Consider the following 13,073-nt stretch of genomic DNA (forward strand, 5'->3'; position numbering starts at 1 on the left):
ACCTTGAGGTCGAGGCGGGCCGGCGATGGGCCCGGGAAATTTGCGCAACGGTTTAGCGCAAAGGGCAGATGCCCACCACGCGCCAGATCACACCGGCAGCCGTGTGCCATGCGTATGGTGGGGCGTATGGTGGGGCGTATGGGGGGGTTACGGCCACCCCTATACGTCCAAGTCAAAGCCCACGGGCGCTTGGCGGGCCCGCGCCCGGTCCGCCATACGGGCGTACGCCCGTTCCAACCGGCGGCAGAAGGCATCGGTGTCGAAGGGGCCGCCTGGTCGCGTCCGCGCCGTGGCCAGCCGGGTGCGTACGTCCGCCAGACGCGCGGGGTTCCTGGCAAAATCCAAGGCCGTGGCCTCGTACGCCGCGAGGTCGTACGTCACCAGGTCGGGCAGATCCAGGGCCATCAGAAGGCTGGCCGCGACCCGCGACGCGAAGGGACCGCCGGCGCGGGTGAGGACCGGCAGCCCGGCATAGAGCGCGTCCGCCGCCGTGGTGTGGGCATTGAACGGATGGGTGTCCAGGAACAGATCGGCGCAGGCGTGGCGGGCCAAATGATCGGCCATGCGGGCCTTGGGCAAGGCTGGCGCCACCACCAACCGGGCCGGGTCGACCCCATGGTGCGACAGCATTGCCTGCAACGCTGGCAGCGCCGCCCGGGGATCCAGAAGCCACAGGACCGACGCCGGCAGGGCGGCCAGCAGACGCGCCCAGCAGGCGACCACGTCCGGCGTCAATTTCTGGGCGGCGTTGAAGCAGGCGAAGACGAAGGCGTCCGCCGGCAAGCCCCAGTCGGCGCGGGTGCTGGGCGGCCCGATGGAGCGCCCAGCATCGTTGGCTTGGTAGCAGCCGGGCAGGCGCACCACCGCCTCATCCCAATACACCGCGCGGTCCGGGGGCAGCACCACGGCATCGGCCAGGACATAGTCGGCACCGGCGCCCCGGCCCAAGGTGCCGGGATAACCCAGATATTGCACCTGGACCGCCGCCGGGCGCAGCGCGACGATGCCGGGACGCCCGCCCTCGGTATAGCCCTTGAGGTCCACCAGGATGTCCACCCCGGCGGTGCGGATGGCCTGGGCCGCCGCCCGGTCGTCCATCCCGCGCAGATCGATGAAGCGGTCCGCCCCGGCCATGAGCCGGGCACGCATGGCGCTGCCGTCGTCGGGACCGTAGGAGAAGGCGGTGACGGTGACGGCCGCGCGGTCGTGCCGCTCCAGCACGCCGGCCATGAGATAGGCCGTGGGATGCTGGTGCCAGTCGGCGGACAGATAACCAAGGCGCAGCGGCTTTCCGGCCGTTCCCAGGCTGGCCGGCGGCAGGGGCGGCCCCGCGGCGCGGGCCACGGCGGCGGCGTGCAGGCGGGCCGCGCGCTGGTGCCAGGCCTCGTCCACAGTCAAGCACAGCAAACTGAAGGGCGGCGCGCTGTCGTCGCCGGCCTCGATGGCCGCCAGCAGGTCGGGGGTCAGGGCCGCGACATCGTCCCACAGGCACAGGCGCGCGTTGACGTGGACCAGATGGGCCAGGGCCCCCGCCCGCCGGCTGGTGTCCTGGCGCAAGGCCGCCTGCAGGCAGGGGATCGCCGCCAGGTCCCGATGCCGGCGCTGCAGCAGCGTGCCCAGGTTCAGCCAAGCGTCGGCCATGTCGGGCCGTTCCGCGGTCAGAATGCGGTATTCCGCCTCCGCCGCGTCCAGGTCGCCGCGATCCTCCAGGACGGACGCCAGGTTGAAGCGGGCGTTGGCCTGCGCCGGGTCGGCGGCCAGCGCCCCGCGCAGGACGGATTCCGCCTCGGCCAGGCGGCCCAGGCGATGCAGGGCCACGCCCAGGTTGACGCGCGCTGGGCCGTGGGCAGGGTCCAGTGCCACCGCCTGTTCCAGGGGCGCCAACGCCTCCGCTGGCCGCTCCAGGGTCAAGAGCAGGGTCCCCAAGGCGAAGGCGGCCCCAACGTGGGTGCCGTCACGGGCCAGGGCGGCGCGGAACGCCGCCTCCGCCGCCGGCATGCGGCCGACCGCGGCGCGCAGGCGGCCCAGGTTGGTCAGGATTTCCGCATCCGGCCGCAGGGCGGCGGCGCGGGCCGCCAGTCCCTCGCCCGCCGCCGGATCCCCCTGCTGGCCACGCAACACGCCCAGCAGGTGCAAGGCGTCCGGCTGATGCGGCGCCGACGCCAGCACCTGGGCATACAGGGCCGCCGCCTCATCCAGGGCGCCGGCCTGGTGCCGGGCCACGGCCTGGGCCAGGAGTTCACCGATGGCAACTCCGGGCCCGGTGCCCTCCCCGGTCATGGGGCCAGCCAGGCGCCCAGCCGGGCGGTGAGGCGCGACAGCGGCGCCCGCCAGTCGCCCATCTCCTCCTGCCGCAATTGCAGCAGGCTGGGATACCAGGGGCTGTCCAACCGCCCCTTTTGCCAGCGCCAGCAGCCATCATAGCGGTTCAGCAGCCAGACCGGCCGGCCTAGCGCACCCGCCAAATGGGCGACGGAGGTGTCGACGGTGACCACCAGGTCCAAGTTGGCCACCAGGGCCGCCGTGTCGGCGTAATCCGCCAGATCCGCCGTCCAATCGGTCAGCGCCAAGCCAGCGGGTGCGGCGGAAGCACCTTTTTGCAGGCTGATAAAGGCCGCCTGGCCGGCGAAGCGCGCCAGGGGCGCCAGCAGCGCCGGGTCCAGGCTGCGCCTGGCGTCGACGGGATTGCCGGGCGCCCCCGCCCAGCACAGCCCCACGCGGCGCCGGCCGGCAGCGACCGCGTTCAGCCGGCTGCCGAAGGCCGCCACCTGGGCGGGATCCGGCGTGAGATAGGGCCGGTCTATGGCCAGGTCGGCGGCGGTGGCCAAGCCCAGCCGCGCCGGCAGGCTGAGCAGCGGGCAATAGGCGTCGTACGCCGGCAGGGGATCCGCCGTGGACACGACCTGCGCCACCCCGGGAGCCGTCGCCAGCAGGCGCGCCAGTTCCGGCTGGCAGGCCAGGATGACCCGGGCGCCCTTGGCCGCCAGCGGGGCGATGAAGCGCGCGAACTGCAGGCTATCCCCCCGCCCCTGTTCGCTGTGGACCAGGATGGTCCGGCCGGCCGGGTCGGCGCCATCCCATTCCGCCCCCGGCGGACGGGCCAGAGCGTGCCCGGGCCGGTGGCGCCGCCCCTCGAACTGGGGCCAGCCGGCGGCGTAATCACCGGCCATCAGCAGGGCGACGGCCAGATCCCAGCGCGCCTCCGCCCCCTGCTGGTCCAAGGGCCGGCCCGGCGGGGGCGTGGTGATCTCCACCGCCCGGCGCAGAAGGGTCAGCGCGCGGGGCAACTGCCCCCGGTCGGTCAGGGCGACCCCCAGGTTGATGAGGGTGGCGGCGTGATCGGGCCCTAGAGGCAAGGCCCGGTCCAGACAGGCGATGGCGGCGGCCAGGCGGCCGGTGGCGTGCAGCAGGCCGCCCAGGTTGGCCATGGCGTCCACATGACCAGGATCAATGGCAAGCGCCTGGCGATAGGCTTCTTCTGCCAGATCGAATCGGCCTTGGGCCTTCAGGGCCGTGCCCAGGTTGCTGCGATAGCTGGGATTGTCCGGGGCCACCGCCGCCGCCAGCGTCATGCTCTCTGTGGCGCCGTCCAGGTCGCCCAGTTGCACGCGGGCCAAGCCCAGCAGGTGCAGGGCCGCGTGGTTGCGCGGCTCCGCGTCGAGGATGCGGCCATAGAGGGTCACCGCCGCGTCCAACCGGCCGGCGACGTGATGCTCATAGGCAGCGGAGAGGGCTTCGGTCACACTGGCCATGGCGGCAGAATGAGGGTTCCGGGGCGGCGGGACAAGAGCGGGCAGATAGCAGCCGGATAAGAGGCCCGGCCGATTAGGGGCTGGGAAATGAGAATGGATGCGGGAATGACGGACAGGTTGGCGGCGATGCGGGCGGCGTTGGCACCGGAGGACTACGGCGCCGCCACTGCGGCGGGGGAGACGGCAAGGCTGTTCGCCCGCCTCTGGCACTTCGTGGGATTCAGTGACGAGTTGCAGACGCCTGACGGCTATCTGGTGCGGACCATCGCCGGCGTGCCGGTGGTGGTTCAGCGCTTCGACGAGGATATCCGCGCCTTCCGCGACATCTGTTCCCACCGTCATGCGCGCCTGCACCGGGGGGACTGCGGCCACGGCCCCCTGCGCTGCCCCTATCATGGCTGGACCTATAATCGCGACGGCGTGCCGGCGGGCATCCCGGGCAACGATCCGTGCTTCCAACTGGACAAGGCGGACAAGGCGGCGTTGGCCCTGACGCGGTATGAGGTGGCATCGCGCGGGCGCTTCGTCTTCGTCCGCCTGGTTCCTGGCGGCCCGTCCCTGGACGACTGGCTGGGCCCGCTGGGCGCCTGGCTGGACGCCGTGTCCGACGGCTTCTCCCCCCTTCGACCAGGCGCCGCTGGACTGGCGGGCCGACTGGAAGGTGGGGATGGAGAATGTGCTGGAGGTCTATCACGTCGACGCCGTGCATCCGGAAACCTTCCGCACGGTCACGGCCGGCACCTGGATCTGCGCCGAGCATGGTCCCCACAGCACCGGCACCATCGGCCTCACCACCGAAACCCGCCGCTGGTGGGACGGGGTGGCTAAGCGGCTGAAGCTGACGCCGCTGACCGAGTTCACCGATTACGACCACGCCATCATCTTTCCCAACCTGGCCATCGGCCTGACCGCTGGCCTGATGGCCAGCGTACAGACGTACGAGCCGCTGTATGCGCCGGATGGCGCGGTGCTGCCCGGCCGTTGCCATCTGCGCTATCGCCTGTCACTGGCCAAGGCGCAGCCGGGGGCCAGCGCCGCCGCCCGCCAGGGTGTGGAAGGGCACCTGGCCGACTTCAACCGCCGTCTGCTGGCGGAGGACCAGTCCGTGGCGGAAGCCGCCTGGGCCGGCAGCCAGCAGGCCGACCGGCCAGCCCTGCTGGGCCATAACGAGGGGCGCATCCGCGCCTTTCATACCGCCTGGCTGGGGGAGATGGGCCGGTAGAAACGCGGGTAAACGCCGTTAGCGGCGGCTGGATATCCAGGCGCTCACCTGCTCCTCCAACAGGTCCAGCGGCAGGGAGCCGGACAGCAGCACGGCATCGTGGAAGGCGCGCTCATCAAAGCGGTCGCCCAACGTCTCCTCTGCCCGGCGGCGCAGGTCCAGCAGCGTCAGCTCGCCGATCTTGTAGGCCAGGGCCTGCCCCGGCCAGCCGACATAACGCCGGAGTTCCGTCTCTATATTATGGGGGGCCAGGGCGGTGTTGTCAGTGAAGCAGGCGCGGGCCTGGTCCAGGGTCCAATGCTTCCAGTGGATGCCGGTGTCCGCAACCAGGCGGCAGGCCCGCCACATGTCGAAGGACAGACGGCCGAACCGCTCATAATCATCGCGGTAAATGCCCATCTCCTCCCCCAGCTGCTCGGCATAAAGCCCCCAGCCCTCGCCATAGGCATTGATGTAGGCGCGGCGGCGGAAGGCGGGCAGGTCGTCCAGTTCGGCCGCCAGGGAGGTTTGCAGGTGGTGGCCGGGCACCGCCTCATGCAGGGCCAGGGCCGGCAGTTCGTAGAGCGGGCGCTGGTCCAGCTTGCTGGTGTTGACCATGAAGCCGCCGGCGATGCCCTTCGCGGCATCGCCCGGAAAATAGCGCCCGGTGGTGTACGTCTCCTCAATGTCGCGCGGCACCTCGCGTACACCATAGGTCAGGCGCGGCAGGCGGCCGAAATGGGCGGGCAAGCGGTCGTCGATACGCTTGGCGATCTCCGACGCCTTTTCCAGCAGGCTCTGGCGGGTGGTGACATAGAAGCGGGGATCGCTGCGCAGAAACGCCAGGAAGTCCTTGAAGTTGCCGGTGAAGCCGGTGCGGCGGATCAGATCCTCCATCTCCGCCCGGATGCGCGCCACCTCCCTCAGGCCGATGTCGTGCACGGCGTCGGGCGTCAGCCGGGTCGTGGTGTGGTGGCGCACGGCCCAGGTGTAGTAGGCCTCGCCCTCCGGAAGGTCCCGGGCCGCCAGGCTTTCGGGCGCCGCCGGCCGGTATTCCTGTTCCAGGAAGGTGACAAAGGCGCGCTGGGCCGGGCGGACCTGGTCAGCCAGGATCTGGCGGGCCCGCGCCCGCCAGGACGCGGCCTGTTCCGCCGGAATGGTCGACGGCAAGGCCGCCAGGGGCGACAGCAGTCCATCCTCGTCCAGCGGCGCTTCCGCCTGCCGCCGCGCGGTTTCCAACACCGCGTCCACGATCAGGCGCGGCTGGACGAACCGCGTGGCGATGCCGCGCCGGGCATTGGCGATATTGGCGGCGTAATAGTCCGGCACCGCCTCCAGGCAGGCCAACCAGGCCTCGGCCTCCGCCCTGTCATGCACCCGGGTGCGGTTGGCGGCATAGGTCAGGGTGACGTGAAAGCCGCTGTCGCTGTTGAAGGGCATGCGGTCGAGGTCGAACGCCATGCCGCCCAGGCGATCCTCCGCATCCCAGCGCATGAAGCGATAGGTCAGGCGGTCCGGGGGCGTCAGGTTCCGGGCGTCGACCGCGCCCAGGCGCTGGACGAAGGCCGCCATCTGGCGCCGTCGTTCCGCCGCGGCCGCCGGGCTGACGTCGGGCAGGCAGCCTCCCTCCTCCTTCCGGCCCAGCAACAGGGCGTCATAATCCCCGATCAGGGGCCCGAGGCCGCCCGGCCGGGCCCAGCCCGCCGCCGGCGCCAACGCCACCATCGTCACCAGGAGAATAGCCGCCGTCCTGCCCATATGCCGCCCCATCCGCTTCCTTTTCAGAAGACGGGATGGGCCGGCGCCGGGCAAGCGCGACGATGGATGATGCGGCGGGATGAGCGGGGCGGCGGTCAGACGGCGACCGGCGCCTGGGCGCCCGCCAACTGCGCATAAAGCGCGCCGACCTTGGCCATCTGCACCTCGGGACGGAAGCGGGCGAGGTCCACGCGGGGCGCGCGGACACGCCCCTCCAGCGCGGCCAGCAGGGTTTCCGCCATGGCGGGCGCATCCTCCGGCGGGCAGAGGAAAGGATAGTCGGCGCCCAGGATTTCCAGCGGCCCGCCCGTGCGGGTGGCCACCAAGGTCACGCCGGCATCGGCATATTCCAACAGGGTGAGGCCGAAGGGTTCGTGGCGGGAGGAGACGACACCAAGATCAAGGGCGGAGAGGTAGCGCCGCACGTCGGGACGGAATCCCGCGAAAACCACATGGTCCCCCAGGGCCAACTGCGCCACCTGTTGGCGGAGGGCGTCCATTTCCGTGCCCTGGCCAAACAGCACGAGGCGGGCGTCGGGCCGGTGGGCCCGCAACCGGGCGTAGGCCGCGACCAGCACATCGAAGCCCTTGCCCAATTCAAGCCGGCCCATGCCGCCGATGACAGGCGCGTCCAAGGGCAGGCCAAGGACCGCGCGCGCCTCCGTCCGGGTCAACATCCCGGTTTGCGGCAGCACCCAGTTGTGGACGGTGACGGACCGGTCCTGCGCCGCCGCCGGCATCATGCCCGCCTGGTAATCGGCGATGCGGATGATGCCGTCGAACCGTTCGTGCAGCCCGGCGCGAAAGCCATTGTGCAGGGTGACGACGCGCGGGCACCCCGGCCGGCAGCGCAACACCCGCCGGGCGGCGGTGTTGAGGTGGGCATGCACGATGTCCGGGCACAGGGCCAGCAGCTTCCAGAACAGCGCGGCGGTGCGCATGCGCGACGGCAGCCAGACGACGGACACCCGCGGGTCCAGCGACTGCGCCAAATGGCGGGCACCGGCCCCGCCATCCTCGCCCGGCCCCAGGATGACAACCACCTGGTGGTCATCGGCCTGGAACTCCGCCAGTTCCATCACATGCTTTTCCGCCCCGCCGAAACCGTGGGGAATGATGACATGGGCGATGCTGGTGACCGCCCCCGAGGCGGTGGGGGACAGGCGCCGGATCCCGCCACGGATGGCGGGACTATCTGAAAAGGCGATGGAGGACATGCCGACGCATTTCTCCCCTACGGATTGAATGGTTCCGCGGGCGACGGATACGGCGGCACCGCGCGGCGGCGCCAGGCTGGACAGGCCGCCACCACGGATGGCCAACTGCTTCGGCACGCCCAACCCGTCACCCACAGAATGGCAACTGTTCCGTTATACGCCGGGGATGGTGCTAACCTGTCGCAGGCCTGTAACATAGGGGCCCAAACGGACTATCCGATCAGGGCAGTGGGCCCGGCCAGGACACCAGGCCCCAGGACAACGGACGGCATCCGCCGGCGATGGTCGATCAGTCGTTGTCCGCGACCACGCGCCAGGCGCCGTCCGGCTGCTGGCAAGCGGTGCCGTAGGCCTGCTGCGTCTGACCGCCGATGGTCACGTTCTGCTGGAACTCGCGGCAATATTGACCATCGGTCGTGTGGCCGTCGCGCAGCGCGATGACGCTGCCGCTGGCGTTGCCGTCGTTCCAGACGATGGGTTGACCCACGGGCGCCATGGTGGCGCGGATCTGGGCATCCTCCAGCGCGCGTTGCTGCTGCTCCGCCAGGCTGTCCAGCACGGTGAGGGTGATGGCCGTCAGGCCCAGCCAGCGATAGGCCTCCTCATCCCGATAATAGTGCCCGTAACCCGTGTAATAGATACCGTAGGGCCGCAGCACCACCACGTCCCGATACAGGTGACGGCGCTGTTCCGGAACGAGGACCGGTCCCCGGCCATAAATGAAGACGTCCCGCTCCCGGAAGTGGCCGTAATGCGGCGCCCAGGGGCCGGGTCCGCGATGGTCGTCCCAACCCCGATGCTCCTCCCACCGGCGCTCGTCACCCCGGTGGTGATCGTCCCAGCGGTGATCCTCCCAACGGTCTTGGGCCATCGCCGGCGCGATGGTGGCGGAGGCGGCCACGACGGTGGCCAGGGCCAGACTGGCAAGGGTGCGGAACGAAAAGCGGCGCATACCGGAATTCCTGTTCATCAAAATAAGCATGGCCCGGATCGGGGCCGTCACAGCCAACGGGCAGGTCGGCTTGATAAAAGCCAGCCATTGCGACCGATTTATGGCCGGTGACGGGCAGGATCAAGAGGCGGGGCACGGTTTGACACTCCGACCACCCACCCCCGACCCTTCCAATGTTGTTCCAATTATGGAACGCGGAATGCCGATAAGCCCAACTACCGCCAAAATCGTTCCAGAAATATAGTTCAGACACCAACCAGATAGACCCCGGCCCCCGAGCCCCCGCAGCCCCGCCGCTAGGACCCGACGCCAGGAAAGGAGACGACGATGACGACGCTTTGCTTCGCTTGCCCCAACCGCTCGGCTCCGGCCGATCGCGCCGCCTTTCGCGCGGCGGTGATGACCACCATCGGCATCCGGGCCCGCACCCTGCTGCCCGCCCTGCTGGCCCTGACCGGCCTGTCCTTTGACCAGATGGTCGTCCTGCGCGCCGGCCTGGACATGGTGCTGCAAGGCACCCGCAGCGGCCGCTTCCACTGATCCATCGCGACCGGGTGGCTCCCGAGTCGCGATTCCGTTGGTCCAGCGCCGGCCCTCCTTCGTTATTTATCCAATATACATCGCTTTCCCAAGGCGATCCGCGGGTTCCGACCCGCCCCCACCCCGCCTCCCCTGCCTAATATTTCCTCTGACTGCCGTCCGCCTGGGCGCCGGGTGCGGACGCATGCCGGCCTTTGACCGTTTGGTCAGTTTTTTCTTTGGCCCCCCACCGCGCTGTCACACAGTGATCATCAACAATCCCTATGACTGCGGGGACGGTCGGTCAGCCTGATGGGGGCTGCGGGCGACGGGTGGATCATGGGGACGGGACAGGCCAAAGCCCGCCCGGATGGGGGAATCACGCGCCCAAGCCTCTACCAACCGCATCGGGCCCACCGCATCGGAAAAAGGGGGACGGAGCCATGGCCGCTACAACGATAGGGCCCATACGGGCGCAAACCATAGACGGCGCCGTCTGGCGCGGGCGGCGGCTGGGACTGGCCGCGCGCCTGGGTCTGGCCTTCGGTGCCATCATCCTGGCCATGACGGTCATCATCGGCCAAAGCTGGCTGACCTATGCCCGTGTCGACAGCACCTTGAACGGCATCGTCGGGGTGACCCTGCCCCGCCTGGACACGCTGGACGCCCTGAGCCGCGCGGCCGAGGGCCTGGCCGGCACCTCGATGGATGCCTCCATCGCCACCACCCATGAGGAGGCACAGGCCACGCGCAAGGCGCTGACCCAGGCGGAAAAGGCGTTCAACGACGCCCTGCGACAGGCCAACGCCCAACTGGGCCAAACCGCGCAGTTGGACGAGCTGCGGGTGCTGGGCGGCCGCTTCTCCGCGCTGCTGCAGGTATTGAATGGCGCGGAGGACGCCCGTTGGCGCCTGCGCCAAGCCGTGGCCACGCAGGAGAAAGCCGCGGCCGAGGCCGATGCGCAGGCCCAGGCGGCGGTGATGCGCGCGCTGGGTCGCGCGCCCACGCCCGCCCTTCTGTCCACCCTGGCGGACCTGCGGGCCGTCACGGCCCTGCTGGCCGCCCCTGCCGTCGCCGGTGAGGATGCGGCGGTGGCCAAGGCCGCGCTGGCGGAGGCCCTGGCCCACCTGCGCGCCACCCAAGCCGCCTTGCCGGCCGAGACGCGGGTCGCCATCGGCGCCAGCTTGGATGTCCTGACCCGCGTCGCGCTGGGGGATGTGGTCCCGGCGGCGCCGGGCTTCGGCGATGTCACCGCCGGCGGCCTGGCCGTGATGAAAGGCCGTCTGGCCGACGCCCAGGACCAGAGCGCCCGGCTGCTGCATCAGAGCGCCGCCATAGCGGCCCGGGTGCAGAAGCTGGGCGCGGAACTGGGCGCCCAGACCCAAGCGGAGGTGCGGACCCAGGCGCGGGCGTTGGAGGATGTGGTGGCCTTCGCCCGGCGTCTCCTGGTGGCGTCCGGCCTGGCCGGCATCGCCATCGCCGTGGGCGTGGCCGTCTTCTATGTCGGTCGCAGCATCGCCGGGCGCGTCGCCAACCTGTCGCGCGGCATGCTGAAGCTGGCCGGCGGCGATCTGGATGTGGAGATCGACACCCGGGGCAGCGATGAAATCGCGGAGATGGCGCGCACCGTCACCGTCTTCCGCGCCAACGCTGTGCAGGTGCGCCAGCATGAGGCCCAGTTGGCGGCCGAGCGGCGCGAAGCGGCGGAAAAACGCCACACCGCCATGGCTGCCATGGCCGATGGCTTCGAACAGTCGGTAGGCGGCATCATCGCGGCGCTGGTGGACGCGGCGGCGCAGATGACGGCCCTGTCGCAAAGCATGGGCCATTCGGCCGACGCCACCGCCGCGCAGGCCAACACCGTGGCCCAGTCCAGCCAGGCGGCCTCGCGCAACACCCAGACCGTGGCGGGCGCTACCGAGCAGTTGTCCCTGTCGGTGCGGGAAATCAGCGGGCAGTTGCAGCAGGCCATCAGCATCTCCCAGCGCGCCAATGAGGAGGCCGATGGCGCCGCCGGCATGGTGGAGCGACTGACCGGCGCCGCCGAGCGCATCGGCAGCGTCACCCGCCTGATCGACGACATCGCCGGCCAGACCAACCTGCTGGCACTGAACGCCACCATCGAGGCGGCCCGCGCCGCCGCCGCCGGCAAGGGCTTCGCCGTTGTGGCGAGCGAGGTGAAGAGCCTGGCGGGCCAGACCTCCAAGGCCACGGGCGACATTGCCGGCGAGGTCGCGGCCGTGCGCGGCGCCGTGGACGCGGTCGTCGATTCCATCCGCCAGATCGGCGGCACCATCGTGCAGCTGAGCCAGGTATCCAGCACCATCGCCGCGGCCGTGGAGCAGCAGAACGCCGCCACCGCCGAAATCAGCCGCTCAATCAGCGAGGCGGCGTTGGGGGTGGAGGAGGTCAACAGCACCATCGGCCAGGTCCACACCGCCGCCTTGTCCACCGGGCAAGCGGCCAACCAGGTGCGCGAGGGCGCCCAGGGGTTGGCCGACCAGGCGGCCCGCCTGAACGAGGCGGTGCGCCGCTTCCTTGATCAGGTTCGTGCCACCGAAGCCGCCGCGTGAGGGGGAATGCCATGACCCGATTGATCCTGATCGCCCTGACAGGCGCCTTTATCGCTGGCAATGCTGGCGTTGCCAGCGCCGCCCCCTTCAAGCCCTGCGTCGTTTATACGGAGGCCGGCAAGTTCGATAAGAGCTTCAATGAAATGGCCTACGACGGCAGCCAGGCTTTCGCGCAAAAGACGGGCGTCGCCGTGGCGGAGTTCGAGCCGGCGGGTGAGGATGCCTATCCGGGCGCCTTGCAGGCGGCGGTTTCCGCCGGATGCACCGACGTGGCGCTGATCGGTTTCCGTTTCCAAGCCGCCCTCGCCGCCTTCGCCCCCCAGCATGCGGACGTCCGCTTCACCCTGTTTGACGGCGTGGTGCCGGGAAACAACGTGGCCTCCGTCCTGTTCGCCGAGAACGAGGGGTCCTACCTGGTCGGCGTGGCGGCCGCGTTGGCCAGCAAAAGCGGCACAGTGGGATTCATCGGCGGCATGCCGGCCGCGGTGATCGAGCGTTTTGAGAAAGGCTATGCCCAAGGCGTCAAAGACACGCGCGCCGACGCCAGGGTGCTGACCGGCCTGGTGGCCGCCGATCCCAAGGGCTTCTCCGATCCCTTCGCGGCGTCGGAGATCGCGCGTGACATGATGCGGCATGGGACCGACGTGCTGTTCCCGGCCGCCGGCGTATCCGGCCTCGGGGCCCTGGACATCGGCAATTCCAAGGGCGCGCTGGGCGTGGGCGTGGACAGCAACCAGAATTACCTCTACCCCGGCCACATGCTGACCTCGATGGTCAAGCGCTTGGACGTCGCCATAGACCGCGCCTTCGATGCGGGGCGTCAACAGACCTTCAAGCCCGGCATCACCCGCCTGGGATTGAAGGAGGGCGGGGTGGACGTCGTGGTGGACGCGGACAATCGCGCCGTCTGGACACCCGCCATCGTCGCGGCCGTGGCCCGCGCCCGCCAGGCCATCATCAGCGGCCAAGTCAAGGTCGCCAGCCCCAGTTAGGTCGCCAGCGGACTCTGCCGAACCGCCGCCCACACTTATATAATGGGGGAGATTTCAGGAGAGCGTCAGCGCGCTGGAGATGCGGCCGGGTGGCCGCGCCCGGCATCTG

General features: G+C 70.1%; 9 protein-coding genes and 1 pseudogene. 5 read left to right on the forward strand and 5 right to left on the reverse strand.

Annotation, left to right across the window (positions count from 1 at the left end; translation table 11 throughout):
* Nucleotides 1-159: 159 nt before the first annotated feature.
* Entirely contained in the window at nt 160-2,280 is a 2,121-nt protein-coding gene (locus ULB03_RS19005; protein WP_322484668.1) for an O-linked N-acetylglucosamine transferase, SPINDLY family protein, read from the reverse strand.
* Nucleotides 2,277-3,752 carry a tetratricopeptide repeat protein gene (locus ULB03_RS19010; protein WP_322484669.1) on the reverse strand — a complete coding sequence of 492 codons (1,476 nt, stop codon included), beginning with the start codon at nt 3,750-3,752 and terminating at the stop codon, nt 2,277-2,279. Before ULB03_RS19010 ends, ULB03_RS19005 begins: the two co-directional genes overlap by 4 nt.
* Before the next feature lie 126 nt (nt 3,753-3,878).
* Here ULB03_RS19010 and ULB03_RS19015 point away from each other — a divergent pair.
* Together ULB03_RS19015 and ULB03_RS19020 are read left to right on the forward strand one after the other, a co-directional pair.
* Nucleotides 3,879-4,142, forward strand: a pseudogene (locus ULB03_RS19015) (Rieske 2Fe-2S domain-containing protein); the annotation flags it as partial.
* Between the two features lie 277 nt (nt 4,143-4,419).
* Nucleotides 4,420-4,974, forward strand: a complete 555-nt coding sequence (locus ULB03_RS19020; RefSeq protein ID WP_322484670.1) for an RHO alpha subunit C-terminal catalytic domain-containing protein — start codon at nt 4,420-4,422, stop codon at nt 4,972-4,974.
* An 18-nt stretch (nt 4,975-4,992) separates the two neighbouring features.
* Here ULB03_RS19020 and ULB03_RS19025 read toward each other — a convergent pair whose 3' ends face one another.
* The 3 genes from ULB03_RS19025 to ULB03_RS19035 all read right to left on the reverse strand — a co-directional run bounded on the left by ULB03_RS19025 (nt 4,993) and on the right by ULB03_RS19035 (nt 8,880).
* On the reverse strand, nt 4,993-6,723 hold the full coding sequence (locus ULB03_RS19025; protein WP_322484671.1) for a DUF885 domain-containing protein: 1,731 nt from the start codon (nt 6,721-6,723) through the stop codon (nt 4,993-4,995).
* An 83-nt stretch (nt 6,724-6,806) separates the two neighbouring features.
* Complete coding sequence (locus ULB03_RS19030) at nt 6,807-8,045, reverse strand: glycosyltransferase (protein WP_322484672.1); 1,239 nt, start codon at nt 8,043-8,045, stop codon at nt 6,807-6,809.
* A 172-nt stretch (nt 8,046-8,217) separates the two neighbouring features.
* Nucleotides 8,218-8,880: a hypothetical protein gene (locus ULB03_RS19035; protein WP_322484673.1), complete on the reverse strand. Its 663-nt coding sequence runs from the start codon at nt 8,878-8,880 to the stop codon at nt 8,218-8,220.
* Nucleotides 8,881-9,207: 327 nt separating this feature from the next.
* Between ULB03_RS19035 and ULB03_RS19040 the strand changes: the two genes are divergently transcribed.
* From ULB03_RS19040 to ULB03_RS19050, 3 genes are all read left to right on the forward strand, one after another.
* Nucleotides 9,208-9,420, forward strand: coding sequence for a hypothetical protein (locus tag ULB03_RS19040; protein WP_322484674.1), 213 nt, complete (start codon nt 9,208-9,210; stop codon nt 9,418-9,420).
* 422 nt (nt 9,421-9,842) lie between these two features.
* The gene (locus ULB03_RS19045) at nt 9,843-11,972 is read left to right on the forward strand and encodes a methyl-accepting chemotaxis protein (protein ID WP_322484675.1); all 2,130 of its coding nucleotides are present in this window, start codon (nt 9,843-9,845) and stop codon (nt 11,970-11,972) included.
* Between the two features lie 11 nt (nt 11,973-11,983).
* The gene (locus ULB03_RS19050; protein WP_322484676.1) at nt 11,984-12,964 is read left to right on the forward strand and encodes a BMP family ABC transporter substrate-binding protein; all 981 of its coding nucleotides are present in this window, start codon (nt 11,984-11,986) and stop codon (nt 12,962-12,964) included.
* Nucleotides 12,965-13,073: the final 109 nt, after the last annotated feature.

The sequence above is a fragment of the Nitrospirillum goiasense genome (genome assembly GCF_034427435.1).
Lineage (GTDB): Bacteria > Pseudomonadota > Alphaproteobacteria > Azospirillales > Azospirillaceae > Nitrospirillum.

Bases quoted from the DNA above. Each gene is read 5' to 3' on its own strand.
- ULB03_RS19005 (WP_322484668.1), bottom strand. From the start codon at position 2,280: ATGACCGGGGAGGGCACCGGGCCCGGAGTTGCCATCGGTGAACTCCTG.
- ULB03_RS19010 (WP_322484669.1), bottom strand. From the start codon at position 3,752: ATGGCCAGTGTGACCGAAGCCCTCTCCGCTGCCTATGAGCATCACGTC.
- ULB03_RS19020 (WP_322484670.1), top strand. From the start codon at position 4,420: ATGGAGAATGTGCTGGAGGTCTATCACGTCGACGCCGTGCATCCGGAA.
- ULB03_RS19025 (WP_322484671.1), bottom strand. From the start codon at position 6,723: ATGGGGCGGCATATGGGCAGGACGGCGGCTATTCTCCTGGTGACGATG.
- ULB03_RS19035 (WP_322484673.1), bottom strand. From the start codon at position 8,880: ATGCGCCGCTTTTCGTTCCGCACCCTTGCCAGTCTGGCCCTGGCCACC.
- ULB03_RS19040 (WP_322484674.1), top strand. From the start codon at position 9,208: ATGACGACGCTTTGCTTCGCTTGCCCCAACCGCTCGGCTCCGGCCGAT.
- ULB03_RS19045 (WP_322484675.1), top strand. From the start codon at position 9,843: ATGGCCGCTACAACGATAGGGCCCATACGGGCGCAAACCATAGACGGC.
- ULB03_RS19050 (WP_322484676.1), top strand. From the start codon at position 11,984: ATGACCCGATTGATCCTGATCGCCCTGACAGGCGCCTTTATCGCTGGC.